Source organism: Halococcus sp. IIIV-5B, from assembly GCF_003602035.1.
Classification (GTDB): Archaea; Halobacteriota; Halobacteria; order Halobacteriales; family Halococcaceae; genus Halococcus; species Halococcus salsus.
Window position 1 is genome coordinate 61,761 of the sequence record NZ_QZWE01000018.1, and the last position, 17,716, is coordinate 79,476.

20 protein-coding genes are annotated in these 17,716 nt (G+C 68.9%); 16 read left to right on the top strand and 4 right to left on the bottom strand.

Translation table 11 applies throughout. The features are described 5' to 3' along the window. Nucleotides 1-50: 50 nt before the first annotated feature. The 4 genes from D3261_RS12870 to D3261_RS12885 form a co-directional block, all read right to left on the bottom strand. Nucleotides 51-1,016: a DUF5787 family protein gene (locus D3261_RS12870; RefSeq protein WP_120072985.1), complete on the bottom strand. Its 966-nt coding sequence runs from the start codon at nt 1,014-1,016 to the stop codon at nt 51-53. Nucleotides 1,017-1,058: 42 nt separating this feature from the next. Then, nucleotides 1,059-1,742: a haloacid dehalogenase type II gene (locus tag D3261_RS12875; RefSeq protein ID WP_120072987.1), complete on the bottom strand. Its 684-nt coding sequence runs from the start codon at nt 1,740-1,742 to the stop codon at nt 1,059-1,061. Between the two features lie 25 nt (nt 1,743-1,767). Continuing rightward, on the bottom strand, nt 1,768-2,703 hold the full coding sequence (locus tag D3261_RS12880) for a helix-turn-helix domain-containing protein (protein ID WP_120072989.1): 936 nt from the start codon (nt 2,701-2,703) through the stop codon (nt 1,768-1,770). A 320-nt stretch (nt 2,704-3,023) separates the two neighbouring features. Beyond that, nucleotides 3,024-3,206, bottom strand: coding sequence for a hypothetical protein (locus tag D3261_RS12885; RefSeq protein WP_120072991.1), 183 nt, complete (start codon nt 3,204-3,206; stop codon nt 3,024-3,026). 143 nt (nt 3,207-3,349) lie between these two features. Between D3261_RS12885 and D3261_RS12890 the strand changes: the two genes are divergently transcribed. The 16 genes from D3261_RS12890 to D3261_RS12965 all read left to right on the top strand — a co-directional run. Further along, nucleotides 3,350-4,579 carry a translation initiation factor IF-2 subunit gamma gene (locus D3261_RS12890; RefSeq protein WP_120072993.1) on the top strand — a complete coding sequence of 410 codons (1,230 nt, stop codon included), beginning with the start codon at nt 3,350-3,352 and terminating at the stop codon, nt 4,577-4,579. 8 nt (nt 4,580-4,587) lie between these two features. Further along, entirely contained in the window at nt 4,588-4,950 is a 363-nt protein-coding gene (locus D3261_RS12895; RefSeq protein WP_192927935.1) for a PIN domain-containing protein, read from the top strand. After that, the gene (locus D3261_RS12900) at nt 4,951-5,526 is read left to right on the top strand and encodes a DNA-directed RNA polymerase (protein WP_120072997.1); all 576 of its coding nucleotides are present in this window, start codon (nt 4,951-4,953) and stop codon (nt 5,524-5,526) included. 2 nt (nt 5,527-5,528) lie between these two features. Then, the gene (spt4, locus tag D3261_RS12905; protein WP_029601774.1) at nt 5,529-5,726 is read left to right on the top strand and encodes a transcription elongation factor subunit Spt4; all 198 of its coding nucleotides are present in this window, start codon (nt 5,529-5,531) and stop codon (nt 5,724-5,726) included. Between the two features lies 1 nt (nt 5,727). Continuing rightward, nucleotides 5,728-6,309, top strand: a complete 582-nt coding sequence (locus D3261_RS12910) for a GTP-dependent dephospho-CoA kinase family protein (protein WP_120072999.1) — start codon at nt 5,728-5,730, stop codon at nt 6,307-6,309. 69 nt (nt 6,310-6,378) lie between these two features. Continuing rightward, entirely contained in the window at nt 6,379-7,665 is a 1,287-nt protein-coding gene (locus D3261_RS12915; protein ID WP_120073001.1) for a TIGR00341 family protein, read from the top strand. A 65-nt stretch (nt 7,666-7,730) separates the two neighbouring features. After that, nucleotides 7,731-8,714 (top strand): aldo/keto reductase, encoded by a 984-nt coding sequence (locus tag D3261_RS12920; protein WP_120073022.1) that lies wholly within the window; start codon nt 7,731-7,733, stop codon nt 8,712-8,714. 9 nt (nt 8,715-8,723) lie between these two features. Further along, complete coding sequence (locus tag D3261_RS12925; protein ID WP_120073003.1) at nt 8,724-9,221, top strand: hypothetical protein; 498 nt, start codon at nt 8,724-8,726, stop codon at nt 9,219-9,221. 71 nt (nt 9,222-9,292) lie between these two features. Then, nucleotides 9,293-9,604: a 30S ribosomal protein S24e gene (locus D3261_RS12930; RefSeq protein ID WP_120073004.1), complete on the top strand. Its 312-nt coding sequence runs from the start codon at nt 9,293-9,295 to the stop codon at nt 9,602-9,604. Then, a complete protein-coding gene (locus D3261_RS12935) occupies nt 9,605-9,739 on the top strand; it encodes a 30S ribosomal protein S27ae (RefSeq protein WP_007695974.1) in 135 nt (44 codons plus the stop codon). A 63-nt stretch (nt 9,740-9,802) separates the two neighbouring features. Next, nucleotides 9,803-11,407 (top strand): bifunctional N(6)-L-threonylcarbamoyladenine synthase/serine/threonine protein kinase, encoded by a 1,605-nt coding sequence (locus tag D3261_RS12940; RefSeq protein WP_120073006.1) that lies wholly within the window; start codon nt 9,803-9,805, stop codon nt 11,405-11,407. Nucleotides 11,408-11,453: 46 nt separating this feature from the next. Continuing rightward, entirely contained in the window at nt 11,454-11,729 is a 276-nt protein-coding gene (locus D3261_RS12945; protein ID WP_120073008.1) for a DUF5808 domain-containing protein, read from the top strand. A gap of 37 nt (nt 11,730-11,766) precedes the next feature. Next, a complete protein-coding gene (locus D3261_RS12950) occupies nt 11,767-12,402 on the top strand; it encodes a non-canonical purine NTP pyrophosphatase (RefSeq protein WP_120073010.1) in 636 nt (211 codons plus the stop codon). A gap of 69 nt (nt 12,403-12,471) precedes the next feature. After that, complete coding sequence (gene purH / locus D3261_RS12955; RefSeq protein WP_120073024.1) at nt 12,472-14,055, top strand: bifunctional phosphoribosylaminoimidazolecarboxamide formyltransferase/IMP cyclohydrolase; 1,584 nt, start codon at nt 12,472-12,474, stop codon at nt 14,053-14,055. A gap of 224 nt (nt 14,056-14,279) precedes the next feature. Further along, entirely contained in the window at nt 14,280-16,280 is a 2,001-nt protein-coding gene (locus D3261_RS12960; RefSeq protein WP_120073012.1) for a PQQ-dependent sugar dehydrogenase, read from the top strand. 73 nt (nt 16,281-16,353) lie between these two features. Next, a partial coding sequence (locus tag D3261_RS12965; protein ID WP_120073014.1) for a PQQ-dependent sugar dehydrogenase occupies nt 16,354-17,716 on the top strand: 1,363 nt, incomplete at its 3' end.

Sequence of the window (17,716 nt, forward strand, 5' to 3'; positions counted from 1 at the left end):
ACGTGGCCGCGGTAGTGGCCATGATACCCACCCACAGACCTATTTATATGTCAAAACCGGTCGAGACCCACCTGCCGACGTCGGTAGCCCGCCGGGTCGCGAACCCACGGCGTTCGACGAGCCCGTTCGGCGTCGAGGTCGAGGTCGAGCGGGTCGGCGGCCGCGTGACCGGGACAGTCGGCGCTGCACTCGGCGGCCGGGTGGACGAACCGACCCTTCCACTCGCAGAACGGGAGGTCCCGCGCGCCCGCGTACTCGCCCGCGGCGGCGTTCGCACACGCCGGCGCGTCGTAGGTCCGCCAGCCCTTGCCGTAGGCGCGTTCGGCGATCCGTCGTCGGAGCCGTGCCTTCTCGGCGGGGCTCGCGGTTCGGATGGCGGTCCGGGTCGGCTCCCGACCGATCGGCTCGACCCCCGGTTCGTCGGGCGCGAGCGGGGTCGGCTCGCGAATCATCTCGTCGATCCCGGAGTCCGGGTCGAACCGCCAGACGCCGACCTCGTTCGGGATGCGGTGTAGGTGGGCCCCGGTGACGTGCGAGGCCGTCGCGAGCACGACCGCGTCGAACGCGCCGAGGCTCACGTCGGTCCGGAGCTGGCGTTCGAGATCGCCTGGCCTGTCGAGGTCGGGTTTGTTCTCGATGCCCACCAGCTCCCCGAACCAGTGCTCGGGATAGCGCGCCGCCTGCCGGACGTACTCCCGACCGTGACGGCGCTCGGATTCGAAGAAGCCGACCTCGACCGCCCGGTCGGTGGCCTCGCGGGCGCGTTCGGGGTGACAGTCGAAACAGTCCTTCCAGTAGCGCGCCTCGCCGACCCCCACGCGACTCTCGATGGCCGCGTCGGGGACCGTCCCCGCGGTGAGCCGGGTTCGGGCGTCGAAGTCGGGACCGGGCTCGACACACACGACGTCCATCACGCGCGTCCCCGCGAGGCTGGCCCCGAGCTGGCGGCTCACGACCCCGTCGAAGTCGGCTTCGAGGTGGGCACAGACCACCAGCTCGAACGCGAACTCGCGCACACCGGATCCACGACCCCGAACGGCAAAAGCGACGCGTCGAACTCAGACCCCGAGCGCCGCGGCGAGTTCGTCGAGCGTCTCGATCGTGAGGTTCGGGTCGCCGGCGAGACCGTCCCACGGCGAGCCCTTCCTATCGACCCACACGGCCTGGTTGCCGGCGTGCATCGAGCCCAAAACGTCGAACCAGCCCGCGGCGACGTGGGCGATCTCCTCGGCCGGCGTACCGGTTCGGGCGGCCGCGTGGCGATAGACCGCCGAGTCGGGTTTGAACGTGGATATCTCGTCGGCGCTGATGGTGTCCTCGAGGACCTCGCCGATGTCCGCCGACTCCACGAGCGAGTCGAGCATCGCGGGGTTGCCGTTCGAGAGCACGTAGCAGTCGTAGCCCGCGTCGTTGAGGCGTTCGATGCCGTCGCGGACGTCGTCGAAGACGTCGAGGTCGTGGTACTGTTCGAGGATCGCCTCGCGTTCGTCCTCGTCGAGGTCGACATCGTGGGTGGCGAGCGCGTATTCGAGCGCGTCGCGGTTGATGTCGTAGAACGGTTTGTAGGCGTCGACGTGGTTCGCGACGAAGGTGTAGGCGAGCGAGCGCGAGCGCCAGAGGGTCGAGACGGGTTCGGGCTCGGCGACGTGGTCGGCGAGCGCGCGCTCGACCGCCTCGACGTCGACGAGCGTGCCGTAGGAGTCGAAGGTCAGCGTCGTCACCGGGTCGGGGTCGAAGGTCATGCCCGATCCAGTGGGTCGCGGCGTTTCAACCCTCGCCGGACATCCCCGCCGGCGAGCCCGAGGCCCCGGCGGGCCGCTCGCCACCGTCGAGCGCGCCGTAGCCACGCTCGGTTTCGACGACCCCGAGGTCGCCGTCGAGCGTCACCCGAAGCGCCTCGGCGTCGAGTCGAATCGAAACGGCGAGTTCCCACGGGTCGGCCGAGCGGACCGTCACCGCATCGTGGTCGACACACCACGCGTGGTGCCAGAACGGCGTCGCACAGAGTTCGACCCCGTGGTCGTGGTGGAACGCGACGACCGCCGAGTGGTCGAGCAGCCGGAGTCCCACGGTCGACGGGATGGTGTGGTGACACTGGCGGCACTCGTGGACGACGCCGGTGAGTCGGTCGCCGTCGCGCTCGAACGCGGTCTCTATCCGACCGCCGCACTCGGGACACACCCCATCGGCCGCCAAACAGTGAAGATGGCGCACCCGCTGGTCGAACGCCGCCAGGACCTCCGCGCGGGTGCGGTCGTTCAGCCCGCCCGGCGGGAACGGCGCGTGGCCGTGGCGCGTTCCGCAGGCGGAACACGCGACCGTGAGGCGCTCGTCGGCGTAGCGCGCCCGGAGGTCGCCCCCGCAGGCGACGCAGGTCCCGTCCACCGCGAACGACTCGATGCGGGGGTCCTCGGTGAACGAGCCTTCGAGGATCGCCCGGACGACCTTCTCGCCGGCGTGGCGGAACTCGTAGCCACCCTCGACCTTCCGGACGAACTGGCCCGTGAGCTTTCCGAGGTGGTAGTTGAACTGCGCGCTGTCGTCCATCCCCACCGCTCGCCGGAGCTCCGAGAAACTCACCGGGGTCTCCGGCGCGCGCCAGAGCGCGTCGAGGATCGCCAGCCGGGACTCGTTGGCGACCACCGAGAACGCCTCCGCCGGCGGAAGGCAGTCCTCGCACGCCAGGATCGTTCGTTCGCTCATGATCCCTCATACGGAAGCTACTGACAAAACCGTTGCCTGAACCACGTTTTTGTAGGATAGTTGTCAATCTAGCGAGAACGTGTCTTTGTAGGACGTTTGTCCAGCCAGCGAAACGAGCGCGATTACTATTCCCGACGCAACTGAGAACCGCTAACCGCCCCGCATCAGCCACACGCCTCCCCAGCCGATTCGCTCCGTTCGTTTCACTCACTCCACTCATCCCTCGCACAGTGTCCGCGCTCGCGCGCTCACATCCGTTCGCGCACGACCGCGAGCGCGCGCCAACCGCTCCGATCGCAACCGCTCCGACCGCGACCGCACTACCACCGCGCTGCCGAGGCGTCGTCCTCGGTACCGTTCGGCGCACAGCCCGTCGCGGTCGTGGTGGACGCGGAGGCGACCAGTTCGTCGGCGAGGAGAAGGAGGACGCCGAGGGTGAGACCGAGGCTCGCGAGGCGGTCGCGGGTCCCGAGGAATCGGTCGCGGTCCGACGGCTCCGCCATGCCTGGGCGTGTCAGGGGTGGCGCATAGTCGTTGCCCCGTCGATGATCGGCGCGTTCAGCCCACAGGATGCCGGTTCCGACCGCCGCACGCGGAACAGCAGATTTATCAACGGTTCGGGCGTACCCATCCTATTCCTTTCGAGATGACACGGAACCACCAACAACCGGAGGTGAACATCGGGCTGGTCGGCCACGTCGACCACGGCAAGACGACCCTCGTCGAGGCGCTGTCGGGCTCGTGGACCGACCAGCACTCCGAGGAGATGAAGCGCGGCATCTCCATCAGACTCGGCTACGCCGACGCGACCTTTCGGCGCTTCCCGGACCGCGACGCCCCCGAGTGCTACACGGTGGCCGAGACCGACGAGAACGGGGTCGAGAGCGAACCCATTCGTACCGTCTCGTTCGTCGACGCCCCAGGCCACGAGACACTGATGGCGACGATGCTGTCGGGCGCGTCGCTGATGGACGGTGCGGTGCTGGTCGTGAGCGCCACCGAGACGGTGCCACAGGCCCAGACCCAGGAACACCTGATGGCGCTTGACTCGATCGGGATCGAGAACATCGTGATCGCCCAGAACAAGGTCGACCTCGTCGATGCCGACCGCGCGCGCCGGAACTACGAGGAGATCCAGGAGTTCGTCTCCGGCACCGTGGCCGAGGGCGCGCCGGTGGTTCCCGTGAGCGCGGGCCAGGAGGCGAACCTCGACATCCTGATCCAGGCGATCGAGGAGGAGATCCCCACCCCGGAACGCGACCCTGATTCGGACGCCCGCCTCCACGTCGCCCGGAGTTTCGACATCAACAGGCCAGGAACGCACGCCGACGAGCTGCTGGGCGGGGTGCTCGGTGGCAGCCTCGTCGCGGGCGAGATGAACGTCGGCGACGAACTCGAACTCCGCCCGGGGCGAGAAGTCGAACACGGTGGCGAGACCGAGTGGCAGCCGATCGCCACCGACATCCGGTCGCTCCAGGCCGGTGGCGAGTCGGCCGAAACCGTGACGCCGGGCGGGCTGCTCGGCGTCGGGACGGGCCTCGACCCGAGCCTGACGAAGGGCGACGGACTGGCGGGCCAGATCGCCGGGCCGCCGGGCTCGCTCCCGCCGACCCGCGAGGACTTCACGATGGACGTCTCGCTGCTCGACCGGATCGTCGGCGAGGACGAGGCGATCGAGCCCGTCTCGACGGGTGAACCCCTGATGCTCACCGTCGGCACCGCGACCACGGTGGGGGCGGTGACGAGCGCGCGTGAGGACGAGTGTGAGGTCTCGCTGAAGCGGCCGGTCTGTGCGGCCGAGGGCACCCAGATCGCCATCAACCGCCGGGTCGGCGCGCGGTGGCGGCTCATCGGTATCGGAACGCTCACGGGATGAGGGTCCTGATGGACACCAACGCGCTGATGATGCCGATCGAGTGCGACGTCCGGGTGTTCGACGAGCTCGAACGCCTCCTGACGAACCCCGAACTCCTCGTTCCGCGTGCCGTGCTCGACGAACTCGACGAGCTCGCGGGGTCACACGGCGAGGAAGCCGTCGCGGCGAGCGTCGGGCGCGACCTCGCCGAGCGGTGTTCGCCGCTCGATCATCGGGAGGAGTACGCCGACGACGCCTGCGTCGAACTCGCGACCGACCGTCGGTGCGACCTCGTCTGCACCAACGACCGCCCGCTGCGCGACCGCCTGCTGGAGACCGGCGTCCCGGTCATCGGAGCCCGGGGCAACACCCTCGCGATCACGGAGTCATAAATGTACAAACGAGTCAGACTCACCGACACGATCGAAGTACCGCCACACCTGCTCGCCGACGTCTCGTCGACCATGGTGAAACACCTCCTCCAAGACAAGCTCGAGGGGCGCCTCGACGAGGACGTCGGCAGCGTGGTCAGCGTCACCGAGGTCCACGACATCGGCGACGGCCGTGTGCTGCCCGGTCGGCGTGGTCACGAGGGCTCGGTCTACTACGAGGCCGAGTTCGACGCGATCACCTTCGACCCACAGATGCAGGAGGTCATCGACGGCGAGGTCGTCGAGATCGTGAGCTTCGGCGCGTTCGTCGGGATCGGCCCCATCGACGGCCTGCTCCACGTCTCGCAGATCTCGGACGAATATCTCGCCTACGACGAGGAGGGTCAGATGCTCGCCTCGCGCGAGTCGAACCAGACCCTCGGGGTCGGTGATGCCGTTCGGGCCCGGATCGTCACCAAGAGCATCGACGAGCGCAACCCACGCGACTCGAAGATCGGGTTGACCGCGAAACAGGTCGGACTCGGCAAACACGGCTGGCTCCGCGAGGAGCGCGAGGCCGCCGCGGCGGGTGAGTGAGCGTGGCGACCAGACGCGTCTGCCGCGAGTGCCACCGGGTGCTCGACTCGCCCGACCAGCAGACCTGTCCCGCCTGCGGCTCGTCGAGCCTCACCGAGGATTGGGCGGGCTACGTGGTGATCGCCCACCCCGAGACCAGCGAGATCGCCGCCGAGATGCAGGTCACTGAACCCGGCCGCTACGCGCTGAAGGTTCGCTGACGTGGCCGACCACGGGACGGACGAGGAGAGCGACACCGACGGTTCGGACGTCGTTCTCCGTCTCCCCGACGAGCTTCGCGGCGCGTTCAAGGAGCCGTTCGGCCCGGTCTTCACCGATACCGATCGACTCGTCGCGGAGCTCGGCGAACCGGTCGTCGCGGTCGGCGACGTCGTGACCCGTCACCTCACGCGGGCGGGCGTCCGTCCCGACCTCGCGGTCGTGGACTGGGTCACCGAACGTGAGGCGCTCCCGGACGACGAACTCCCGGATATCACGGGCTACGAGAGCCGGACCGACGTCGAGAACCCGGCGGCGGGGCTGGCCCACGAACTCCTGGACGCCCTCCAAGACGGGATCGAGCGAGGCGAGACCGCCGTCGTCGTGGTCGAGGGCGAGGAGGACCTCGCGGCGCTGCCGGTGCTCGCCATCGCCCCCGAGGGGGCGAGCGTGGTCTACGGCCAGCCGGGCGAGGGCATGGTCCACGTCGAGATCGACACCGAGATCGGCGAACACGCGCGCGGCCTCCTCTCGCGGATGGACGGCGACCACGACCGAGCGCGGCGCGCGCTCGACCTCGAATAGCGTTTTTTGGCCCCGAGAACGGGTCGAACGCACGGCGCAGTTATCTTCACGAACGAACAGTAGAGTGGCATGAGGCTCGTTCAGATACTGATCCCCGAGGGAGCGCGCGAGTCGATCGTGGGATCGCTCGACGACGAGGGGGTCGACTACGCGATGTGGGCGGAGACCGGGCGCGGCGACTTCGAGGCCGTGGTCTCCTTTCCGGTGCCGACCGGCGGCGTCGAGCCGGTTCTCTCGCGCCTCCGTGAGGAAGGGCTCGAAGAGGACGCCTACACGATCGTTCAATCCACGGAGACGGTCGTCTCACGCCGGATAGACGACCTCCGTGGGCGGTACACCGACCTCCGCATCTCGCGTGAGGAACTCGTCGCGCGGGCCGCCGAACTCGCGCCGGAGACCTCGACGTTCTTCATCTTCCTGGTGGTGAGCACGCTCATCGCGACGGCGGGGCTCCTGCTCGACTCGACGGCGACCATCATCGGCGCGATGGTGATCGCCCCGCTCATGGGACCCGCCATCTCCGCGAGCGTCGGCACAGTGCTCGCGAAGGACGACATGGCCTCGCGCGGCCTGGCGCTCCAAACGACCGGACTGGCGGCCGCGGTCGCGACGGGTGCCGTCTTCGGGTTCCTGCTGAAAGAGACCGTCCTCCTGCCGCCGGTCGATATTCGTACTATCCCGCAGGTCGCCGAACGCACCTCGCCGAACTTCCTCTCGCTGTTTCTGGCGCTGGGCTCGGGTATCGCAGGTGCCGTGAGCCTGATTCGGGGAGCCGGGTCGGCGCTCGTCGGCGTCGCGATCGCGGTGGCGCTCATCCCGCCGGCCGCCACTGCGGGCCTCGGGCTCGCGTGGGGCTATCCGGGCGTCACGATCGCTGCGGGCGTGCTCGTGCTGGTGAACCTACTCGCGGTCAACCTCTCGGCGCTCGTGCTGTTCTGGCTCGCCGGCTACCGCCCGGAGTTCGGGACGTACGCGGCCCGGACCCGTCGTCGAGTCCGGGCCCACGTCGCGGCCGTCGTGGGCGGGATCGCGCTGCTCTCGGTCGTGCTCGGGCTCGTCACGGTGGCCTCCTTCGAGACCGGGACGGTCGAGTACACCACCGACAGCGAGGTCGAAGCGATGTTCGATAGCGGCCGGTTCGACGGGCTCCAGTTCGAATCCGCGAGCGTCGACTACACCATCACCGACGTGCTGTTCGGCGAACCGGCGACGGTGGCCGTCGTCGCCGAACACGGACCCAACGCACGGATCCCACCCGGGGTCGCCCAGGACATCGACGACCAGTTGACGAACGAGACGGGCGAACCAGTCGCCGTCGACGTCGTGTTCGTGCGGGGACAGCGCTCGGCGACGTGAGTCGGCGGAACGAGCGGGTCGCCGGGACCGACACACCTACACGGGGGACGGCCGGACGGTTCGTGATGGATCATCGACCACTGGGTTCGACCGGTCACGACGTCTCGGAAGTCGGGTACGGAACCTGGAACATCGGGGGAAGCTGGGGCGACGTCGCGGACGAAGAGGGCCACGCGGCCATCGAGGCGGCGCTCGACGAGGGGGTCACGTTTCTCGACACCGCCGACGTCTACGGCGACGGCCGGAGCGAACGCCTAATTCGGGAGGTGCTCGACGACCGGGACGAGGAACCGACCGTGGCGACGAAGGCCGGTCGGCGGCTCGACCCCCACGAGGCCGAGGACTACGACCTCGAACACCTCCGTGGGTTCGTCGACCGGAGCCGCGAGAACCTCGGCCACGAGACCCTCGACCTGCTCCAACTCCACTGCCCGCCGACCGAGGCCTACTACCAGCCCGAGACGTTCGACGCGCTCGACGTCCTCGTCGAGGAGGACCGGATCGACCACTACGGCGTGAGCGTCGAGCGGATCGAGGAGGGGCTGAAGGCGATCGAGTATCCCGGCGTCGAGACGGTCCAAGTGATCTTCAACCCGTTCCGCCAGCGGCCCGCGGAGGCGCTGTTCGCCGAAGCCGAGCGCGCGGACGTGGGGGTCATCGTGCGCGTCCCGCTCGCCTCCGGCCTCCTCACGGGTGCTATCGACGCCGACACCGAGTTCGAGGAGAACGACCACCGCAACTTCAACCGCGAGGGCGAGGCGTTCGACGTCGGCGAGACGTTCGCGGGCGTGCCGCTGGAGGAGGGCGTCGCGGCCGTCGAGGACCTCCAACGAGTCGTGCCCGAGGAACTCACGCTCGCGCAGTTCGCGCTCCGGTGGATCCTCGACTTCGACGCGGTCTCGACGGTGATCCCGGGCTCGACCAGCCCCGAGCACATCGCCGAGAACGTCGCGGCGAGCGGGTTCGAGCCGCTGAGCCACGAGCGCCACGGGGCGGCGCGCGATGTCTACGAGAGCCGGATCGCCGAGCACGTCCACCATCGGTGGTAGGTCGGGAAGATGGACGGACTCACCGACCCCGAAACGCTGCGCGACCGCGACGACGTCGAGTTCGTCGAGGAGTCGGCGGAAGCGCATCAGGACCACTTCGAGCTGTACGAACCCATCGCGGGGATGGCCATCGTGGGCGTCACCGACGGGCGCGGACGGCTGCTGCTCTTAAAGCGCGAGGACGCACCGATCCCGGTATTGCCCTACGGCCGGACCGATCCCGGTGCCGACTGGGTGGCGAGCGCGCGCGAGGCGGTCGCGGACTCGACCGACGTCGAGGTCGCGATCGAGGGCGTGCGGCGGGTCCGTCACCACATCTACCGTGCCGAGTCGGGCGCGGAGACGACCGGCTACGACGTGGTGTTCGCCGCGACGCCGGTGGACGGCGGGAGCGATCCGGACGGGGGCCACGACTGGCGTGCGTCGTGGCGTGAGATGGGGACCCTCGACCTCCCCGACGACCCGGACAACGACGTGCTGAACGACATCCGGCTGTTCGTCGAATAGTTCGCTGAACACCTCGAAAGCCGGAAGTCAACACGAAATCCTTTTTGCCGTTTCAGGGAGAAGGTGGGGTAATGGAAATAGAGATCACTGCGGAGGAGGAGAACCCGATGCTCCACCGCACCGACGTGCGGTTCGAACTCATCCACGACCAAGAGACGCCGTCGCGGCTCTCGGTTCGCGACAGCCTCGCCGCGCGGCTCAACAAGGACGCGGGCGAGGTCGTAATCCACGAACTCGACACCAAGTTCGGGATGCGCCGAACCCTCGGCTACGCCAAGGTCTACGACAGCGCCGACGACGCCCTCGAAGTCGAGCAGGCCTACATGCTCGAACGCAACAAGATCGCGGGCGACGGGGACGACGTCGAAGCGGAGGAGGCCTGAATGTCTCGTTCGGACCTCTACAACGACGACGGCACCACCGACCGCGAGCAGTGTCCCCGGTGTGGCGACGCGTTCCTCGCCGACCACGGCGACCGCTCGCACTGCGGTCGGTGTGGCTACACCGAGTGGAACTGAGGCGATGTGTCGGGCGGGCACGGGCATCGTGAACGACCGAGTGACGGGGACGTGAGCGGGCGGATGCGCGTTCTCGGTATCGAGGGTACCGCGTGGGCGGCGAGCGCGGCGCTGTTCGATCCCGAAACGGACGACGTTTCGATCGAGAGCGACGCCTACCAGCCCGAGACCGGCGGGATCCATCCGCGCGAGGCCGCCGAACACATGCGCACGGCGATCCCGGCCGTGGTCGAGACGGTGCTCGACGAAACGGGGGAGGGGGGCATCGACGCGGTGGCGTTTTCCCAGGGACCAGGGCTCGGCCCGTGTCTCCGGATCGCGGGCACCGCCGCCCGCGCGCTCGCGCTCTCGCTCGACGTGCCGCTCGTCGGGGTGAACCACATGCTCGCCCACGCCGAGATCGGTCGCCACCGGTCGAACTTCGACTCGCCGATCTGTCTCAACACCAGCGGCGCGAACGCCCACGTCCTCGGGTTCGTCGGCGGGCGGTACCGGATCCTGGGGGAGACGATGGACACCGGGATCGGCAACGCGCTCGATAAGTTCACCCGCCACCTCGACTGGTCGCACCCCGGGGGGCCGAAGGTCGAACGCGCCGCGCGCGCGGGGAGCTACACCGATCTTCCCTACGTGGTCACCGGGATGGACTTCTCCTTTTCCGGAATCATGAGCGCCGCGAAGGAGGCCGTCGACGACGGGGTCCCCGTCGAGGACGTCTGTTTCTCGCTCCAGGAGACGACGTTCGCGATGCTCACCGAGGTGGCCGAACGCGCGCTCGCGCTCACCGGGAAGACCGAACTCGTGCTCGGCGGCGGTGTGGGCCAGAACGCACGGCTCCAAGCGATGCTCGGGGAGATGTGTGCGGCCCGCGGGGCCGAGTTCTTCGCGCCCGAGGCGCGCTTCCTGCAGGACAACGCCGGGATGATCGCGGTGCTCGGCGCGAGGATGGCCGAGGCCGGGGAGACCATCCCGGTCGAGTCCTCGCGGATCGATTCGGGGTTCCGCCCCGACCAGGTCGCGGTGACGTGGCGCGACCCCGACCCGCCACGGCAGTCCGACCCCGAGACCGACCACCAGGGCGCAGAGGCGGTGGTCGAGTTCGAGGGCGACCGGGTGGTGAAACGTCGTCTCCCCAAATCCTACCGCCATCCCACGCTCGACGACCGGCTCCGGCGCGAGCGCGTCGTCGAGGAGGCGCGCCTCACGAGCGCCGCGCGCCGGCTCGGGGTGCCGACGCCGGTGGTCGACGACGTCGACACCCACGAGACGCGGTTGGCTCTCGAACGCGTCGGCGACGCCGACCTCCGCGACCGGCTGGAGGTGGATGCGGGAGCGGGCACGGACCGGGTCCGTGCGGTCGCCGACCACCTCGCGAGGCTCCACGACTCGGGGATCGTCCACGGCGACCCGACGACCCGAAACGTCCGGGTGAGTGGGGAGACGGCCGACGACGGCCGAACCTACCTCATCGACTTCGGGCTCGGCTACTACACCGACGCGGTCGAGGACCACGCGATGGACTGTCACGTCTTCGAACAGTCGCTCTCGGGAACGGCCACGGAGCCCGACCGGCTCCGCGAGGCCTTCGAGGCGCGCTACGCCGAACGTGGCGACCGCGAGGTACTCGACCGTCTCCGGGAGATCGAGGGTCGCGGGCGATACCAGTAGCGCGAGACCAGTAAATCACTTAACGGGGGCCGCCCAATGGGGGGACATGGCAGACGAACGACCACCGTCCGGCGAGATCTTCGGCGTCCCGTACAACTTCAACCGCCCGAGCCTCGGTCGGATGCTGTCGGCGTACTGGCAGCCCGGCGAGGAGATGCTGGTGAAGAAGCCGTTCGGGGTCGGCTACACCCTGAACCTCGCCAACTGGCGGTCGTGGATCGTCCTCGGCGTCGCCGCCTTCCTGGTCGCCCAGGAGAGCAAGGGCGAGGAGACGAGCGAGTACGAGGAGAACGAGGAGCCGGTCGAAGTCATCGTCGACTGATCGACGCCTACTTTTCGGCGAGTTCCCCATACCCGGCATGCTCAGGTACGTGACGACCAACGAGGGGAAGGTCCGCGAGGCGCGGGCGTACATCGACTGTGACCCCCTCGACTACGACTACACCGAGGTGCAGGCCCCCGACCTCGGGACGATCGCGGCCCACGGCGCGCGCGAGGCCTACACCCACGCGGACGAACCCGTGATCGTCGACGACGCCGGCCTGTTCGTCGACTCCCTCGATGGGTTTCCGGGACCGTACTCCGCGTACGTCGAGGACACCCTCGGCGTCGAGCGTGTCCGGCGGCTCGTGACGGACCAAGAGGATGCGGATGGGGCCGCCGAGAACACCCGGGCGGCCTTCCGGTGTGTGCTGGCCTACTGCGACGGCGGGTCGTTCGACGCGAGTCCGGACCCGGTCGACCGGGACGACCGCGCGCTCGCGGCCGCGGCGGGTGACGAGTCGAACGAGGGCCTGCCGGTGAAGCTCTTCGAGGGCGTGGTGCGCGGGCGGATCGTCCCGGCGCGCGGCGACGGCGGGTTCGGCTACGACCCGATCTTCGAACACGACGGCACCACGTTCGCGGAGATGGACACGGCGGAGAAGAACGCGGTCTCCCACCGCGGACGCGCGCTGGCGTCGTTCGGCGAGTGGCTCGGCGAGCGCGGGGAGTAGCGCGACCCGGGCGCGGCGAGCGGGTACCGAATGGGAACGCACAAAGTGGCTGGCGTCCCCACCACGAACATGACCAGGATCGCGGGGCTGGCGGGGAACCGGGGCCGGAACCTGCTGCGGATCGCCGAACGGGAACCCGGCGGGGCGGAGCTCGCGGTCGTCCTCACCGACGACCCCGACGCGCCGGTACTCGATAGCGCGGCCGAGCGCGGGGTTCCCACCGAAGTCGTCGAACAGGGCGAGGACTCGCGCGAGGCCCACGAGCGCCGCCTGCTCGACGCGCTCGACGGCTACGACGTCGACCTCGTTTGCCTCGACGGCTATATGCGCGTGCTCACCGGCGTGTATCTCGACGACGCGCCACCCACGTTCAACGTTCACCCGTCGCTACTGCCCGCCTTCCCGGGGGCCGACGCCCACGAACAGGTCCTCGATTCGGGCGTTAGCGTCACGGGCTGCACCGTCCACGTCGCGACCGAGGAGGTCGACAAGGGACCGATCGTGACTCAGGAGGCAGTACCGGTGTACGCCAACGACGACGCCGAGTCGCTGAAGACCAGGGTGCTCCAGCGAGCCGAGTTCGCGGCCTATCCGCGTGCCGTCCGGTGGTTCGCCGAGGGCGCGATCGAGATCGAGGGTGAGGGCGACGACCGGCGGGTTCGGGTCGAACGCGACGCGACCGACGACTTCCCGAGCCGGCGGATGGCCACCGAGGAGCGCGGGGCACAGCTCAGGTACGGCGAGAATCCCCACCAAGCCGCGGCGGTCTATTCGGACCCGACGAGCGAGGCCACGAGCGTGGTCGACGCCGACCAGTTGAACCCCGACGCGAAGGCGCTCTCGTACAACAACTACAACGACGCCGACGGCGCGCTCGGGCTGATCGAGGAGTTCGACGAGCCGGCCGCCGCGGTTATCAAACACACCAACCCCGCGGGCTGTGCGACCGCCGACGACCTCGCGACGGCCTACGAGCGCGCGCTCGCCACCGATCCGATGAGCGCGTTCGGCGGGATCGTCGCGCTCAACCGCGAGTGCGACGCCGCGACCGCCGAGCAGGTCATCGACTCCTACAAGGAGGTCGTGGTCGCACCGGGCTACACCGACGACGCGCTCTCGACCCTCCGGGAGAAGGAGAGTCTCCGGGTGCTCGACGTCGGCGAGTTCGGTGCGCAGGCGCGCTTTCGCGAGAAACCCCTCGCCGGCGGTCGGCTCGTCCAGGAGCGCGACGCGCAGGTCATCACACCCGACGACCTGGAGGTCGTCACCGAACGCGAACCGACCGACGAGCAGTTGGAGACGATGTGTTTCGCCTGGCAGGTCATCAAACACGTCAAGTCGAACGCGATCCTGCTCGCCGACGGCACCGAGACCGTCGGGGTGGGGATGGGCCAGGTCTCGCGAGTCGACGCGGTGCGGCTGGCGGCGATGAAGGCCGACGAACACGCCGAGGGGAAGGGTCCCGAAGGGTCGGTGCTGGCGTCGGACGCGTTCTTCCCGTTCCCCGACGGCATCGAGGCGGCGGCCGCGGCCGGCGTCGACGCGGTGGTCCAGCCCGGCGGCTCCATGCGGGACGACGAGGTGGTCGCGGCGGCCGACGACCTCGGTCTCGCGATGGCCCACACCGGCCAGCGCGCCTTCCGCCACGACTGAACCGGCCGATCCGCGGCCCACAAGGTTCGAGCAATCCACCTATCGACGAACCGTCGGCGATGCTGGTATCACAACCGCTAAGTGAATCCCGCACCGTTTTCGAGATAGCTAAAACCGACTCCCGGCACCGGGATCGGCCTTCATCAAAGAACATGACACAGGGACCAGATACGGGAGCGTCCTCCAGTTCGTCCGGTCTGCCCTCGCGTCGACGGTTTCTGACTGTGGCCGCGGCCGGCACGCTCGCCGGCGTCGGCGGGCTCACGGGAGCCGCCGCCCAGTCACAGCCCGAGACTATCGAGCTCGATGGCACGACCGCCGGCTGGGTCGGTCGAGCCCCCGGCCGGATCGAGGGCGCGACCAACCCGACCCTCCACCTCGAAGCCGGTACCGACTACCGGATCACGTGGACGAACACCGACGGCGCGCCACACAACATCGAGATACACGACGCCGACGGGGCCGTCCTCGAACGGACGGAGGTCATCTCCGGGAAGGGGAAGACCCAGACCCTCGCGTTCACCGCGACCGAGGAGATGGCGACCTACCTCTGTGAGGTCCACCCGACCACGATGGTCGGCGACGTCAGTTTCGAGCCGGCGACCGAGACCACGACGAGCGGGGTCGAGGTGGACGAGTCGTACTTCGAGAAGGGACCGCAGATACGAACCGAGACGGTCGCCGACGAGGGTCTCACCGCGCCGCTGGACCTCGCGGCACCGCCGGGCGAGCGCGGCCGCTTCTTCATCGTAGATCAAGTGGGCCAGATCTACGTCTACGACATCGGTTCCGGCGAGCGCGAGACCTTCTTCGACCTCAGCGACCAGCTCGTCGACTTCGGGAACCTCCCGAACGAAAAGGTGATCGACGAACGCGGCCTGCTCGGGCTCGCGTTCCACCCGAACTTCGCCGAGAACCGCAAGTTCTACGTGGCCTACAGCGCCCCGCGGCGCGAGGGCACGCCCTCGAACTACACCCACACTCAAGTGGTCGAGGAGTACGAGGCGAACGCGGACGGCACGGCGGCGCTACCCGAAACCCAGCGCGTGCTGCTCGAAATGCCCTCGCCGTACTACACCCACAACGGCGGCGCGCTCGCGTTCGGCCCCGACGACGGCTACCTCTACATCAGCATCGGCAACGGGGGCGGCGCGCTGAAGTCGGAAAAGCAGGTCGACGACTGGTACGCCCCGAACCGGGGCGGGAACGGTCAGGACGTCGGCCACAACCTCCTGGGGAGCATCCTCCGGATCGACGTCGACACGCAGGACGGTGGGAAAGCCTACGGCATCCCCGACGGCAACCCGCTGGTCGACGACGCGGGCCTCGACGAACACTTCGCGTGGGGCTTTCGCAACCCCTGGCGGATGGACTTCTCCGGCGGCCGGCTGATGGCCGCCGACGTCGGACAGGCGCGGTACGAGGAGGTCGACGTCGTCGAGAAGGGCGGCAACTACGGGTGGAACATCAAGGAAGGGACCCACTGTTTCGCCGCGACCGGCAACCCGGGCGACACGCGGGCGTCGTGTCCGAGCCGCACCCCCGACTCGGTGCGCGGCGGCGAGCCGCTGATCGACCCCGTCGTCGAGTACCCCCACCCGAACGTCGAGGACGGCCCCGGGGCCGGCATCTCCGTGATCGGCGGCTACTTCTACGAGAACGCGACCATCCCGGAGCTCGAAGACCGGTACGTCTTCGGCGACTACTCGAAGGGGAAGGCCGAACCGACGGGGTCGCTGTTCGCCGCCACCCCGACCGACGAGGGCCAGTGGTCGACCGAGGAGATAACGCTCGCCGACACCGACAACGGTCATCTGAACGGGTTCTTGCTGTGTGTCGGTCGGGACAACGACGGCGAACTCTACGCGCTGACGACCGACGAACTCGGGCCGACGGGCGAGACCGGGGCCGTCCAGCGCCTCCGGCCGCCCGCGGCCGAAGAGACGACGGCCGCCGACACCGAGACGCCGGGTCGACCGCCGACCGCGACGGCGACCGCCGAGCCAACCCCGACCGCGACCGACACCGAGACGGCCACCGCGACCGAGGAACCGACGCCGACCGCGACCGAGAGCGCGACGACCACGAACGCGCCGAACGGAACCGAGGACGGTGGGGTCGGCCGGTTCGTCCCGGGGAGCGGACCCGGGTTCGGCGTGCTCGCGGGGCTGGCGGGCGTCGTCGGCATCGCCGCCCGACTGGTGTCCCGGGGCGGGGACGAATGACCGAGGCCGGATCGCCCGTCCGGGCCGGACGGCGACGCGGACGGGACCACTCGCCGGAGCGTGAGAGCTGACAATGAACTTCGATACCACCACGACGGAACGACTCGCACCGAACGGAACGACCCGCAGACGATTTCTCCGGACGGCGGCCGCGGTCGGCGCGCTCGCCGGTGTCGGGGGCCTCGCCGGCGCACAGTCGGAGCCCGAGACGTTCAGTTTCGGTGGCGAGGTCGGGGGCTGGATCGGGCGCTCGCCCAATTCGATCGCCGACGAGACCAACCCCCCGCTCCGGCTCGAAGCCGGCACGACCTACGTGTTCGAGTGGGAGAACACCGACGGCCAGCCCCACAACGTCGCCTTCCTCGACGACGACGACAACTCCATCGAGCGCAGCGAGATCATCTCGGAACAGGGCGCGACCCAGAGCTACGAGTTCACCGCGACCGAGGAGATGGCGGCCTACATCTGCGACGTCCATCCCGTCTCGATGCGCGGGGAGATACTGTTCGGCGACGAGACCGCGACACCGGAGAACACGAACGCCGAACCCTACGTCCCGAAGGGCGCGTCGGTGCGGCTCGAAACCGTCGCCGACGGCGGTCTCGTCGCACCGCTCGACTTCGAGACCCCGCCGGGTGGGTCGGCGATGTACATCGTGGACCGGTTCGGCCAGGTCTACCTCCGGGACTCCGACGGCCTCCGTGACGAGCCGTTCATCGACGTGAGCGACCGGATCGTCGAGATCACCGGCGAGATGGGACTGCTCGGGATGGCCTTCCACCCCGAGTACGAGGAGAACAACACGTTCTACCTGCGTTACAGCGCTCCGATCCGGGAGGGAACCCCGGAGGAGTTCGACCACACCGAGGTCCTCGCCGAGTTCACGGCGAACGACGACGGTACCAGCGCCGACCCCGACTCCGAGCGGACGATCATGGAGATCCCCTCGCCGTACGACACCCACAACTCGGGAGCGATCGTCTTCGGGCCCGAGGACGGCTACCTCTACATGGGCATGGGCGACGGCGGCGGGGCCCACGACACCGACCTCGGCCACGTCTCCGATTGGTACGAGGCGAACGAGGGCGGCAACGGTCAGAACGTCTCCGAGAACCTGCTAGGTGGCATCCACCGGATCGACGTCGACAGTCAGGAGGGCGAGAAAGCCTACGGGATCCCCGACGACAACCCGCTGGTGGAGGGAGCAGGGCTCGACGAGTACTACGCGTGGGGCCTCCGTAACCCCTGGCGGATGGGGTTTTCCAATGGGGATCTCTACGCCTCCGACGTCGGGCAGAACATGTTCGAGGAGATCGACCTGATCGAGAAGGGCACCAACTACGGCTGGAACGTCCGCGAGGGGACCCACTGTTTCAGCCCCGGTCCCGAGGGGAGTCGAAATCCGCCGGAGTCGTGTCCCACCCACACCCCCGAGG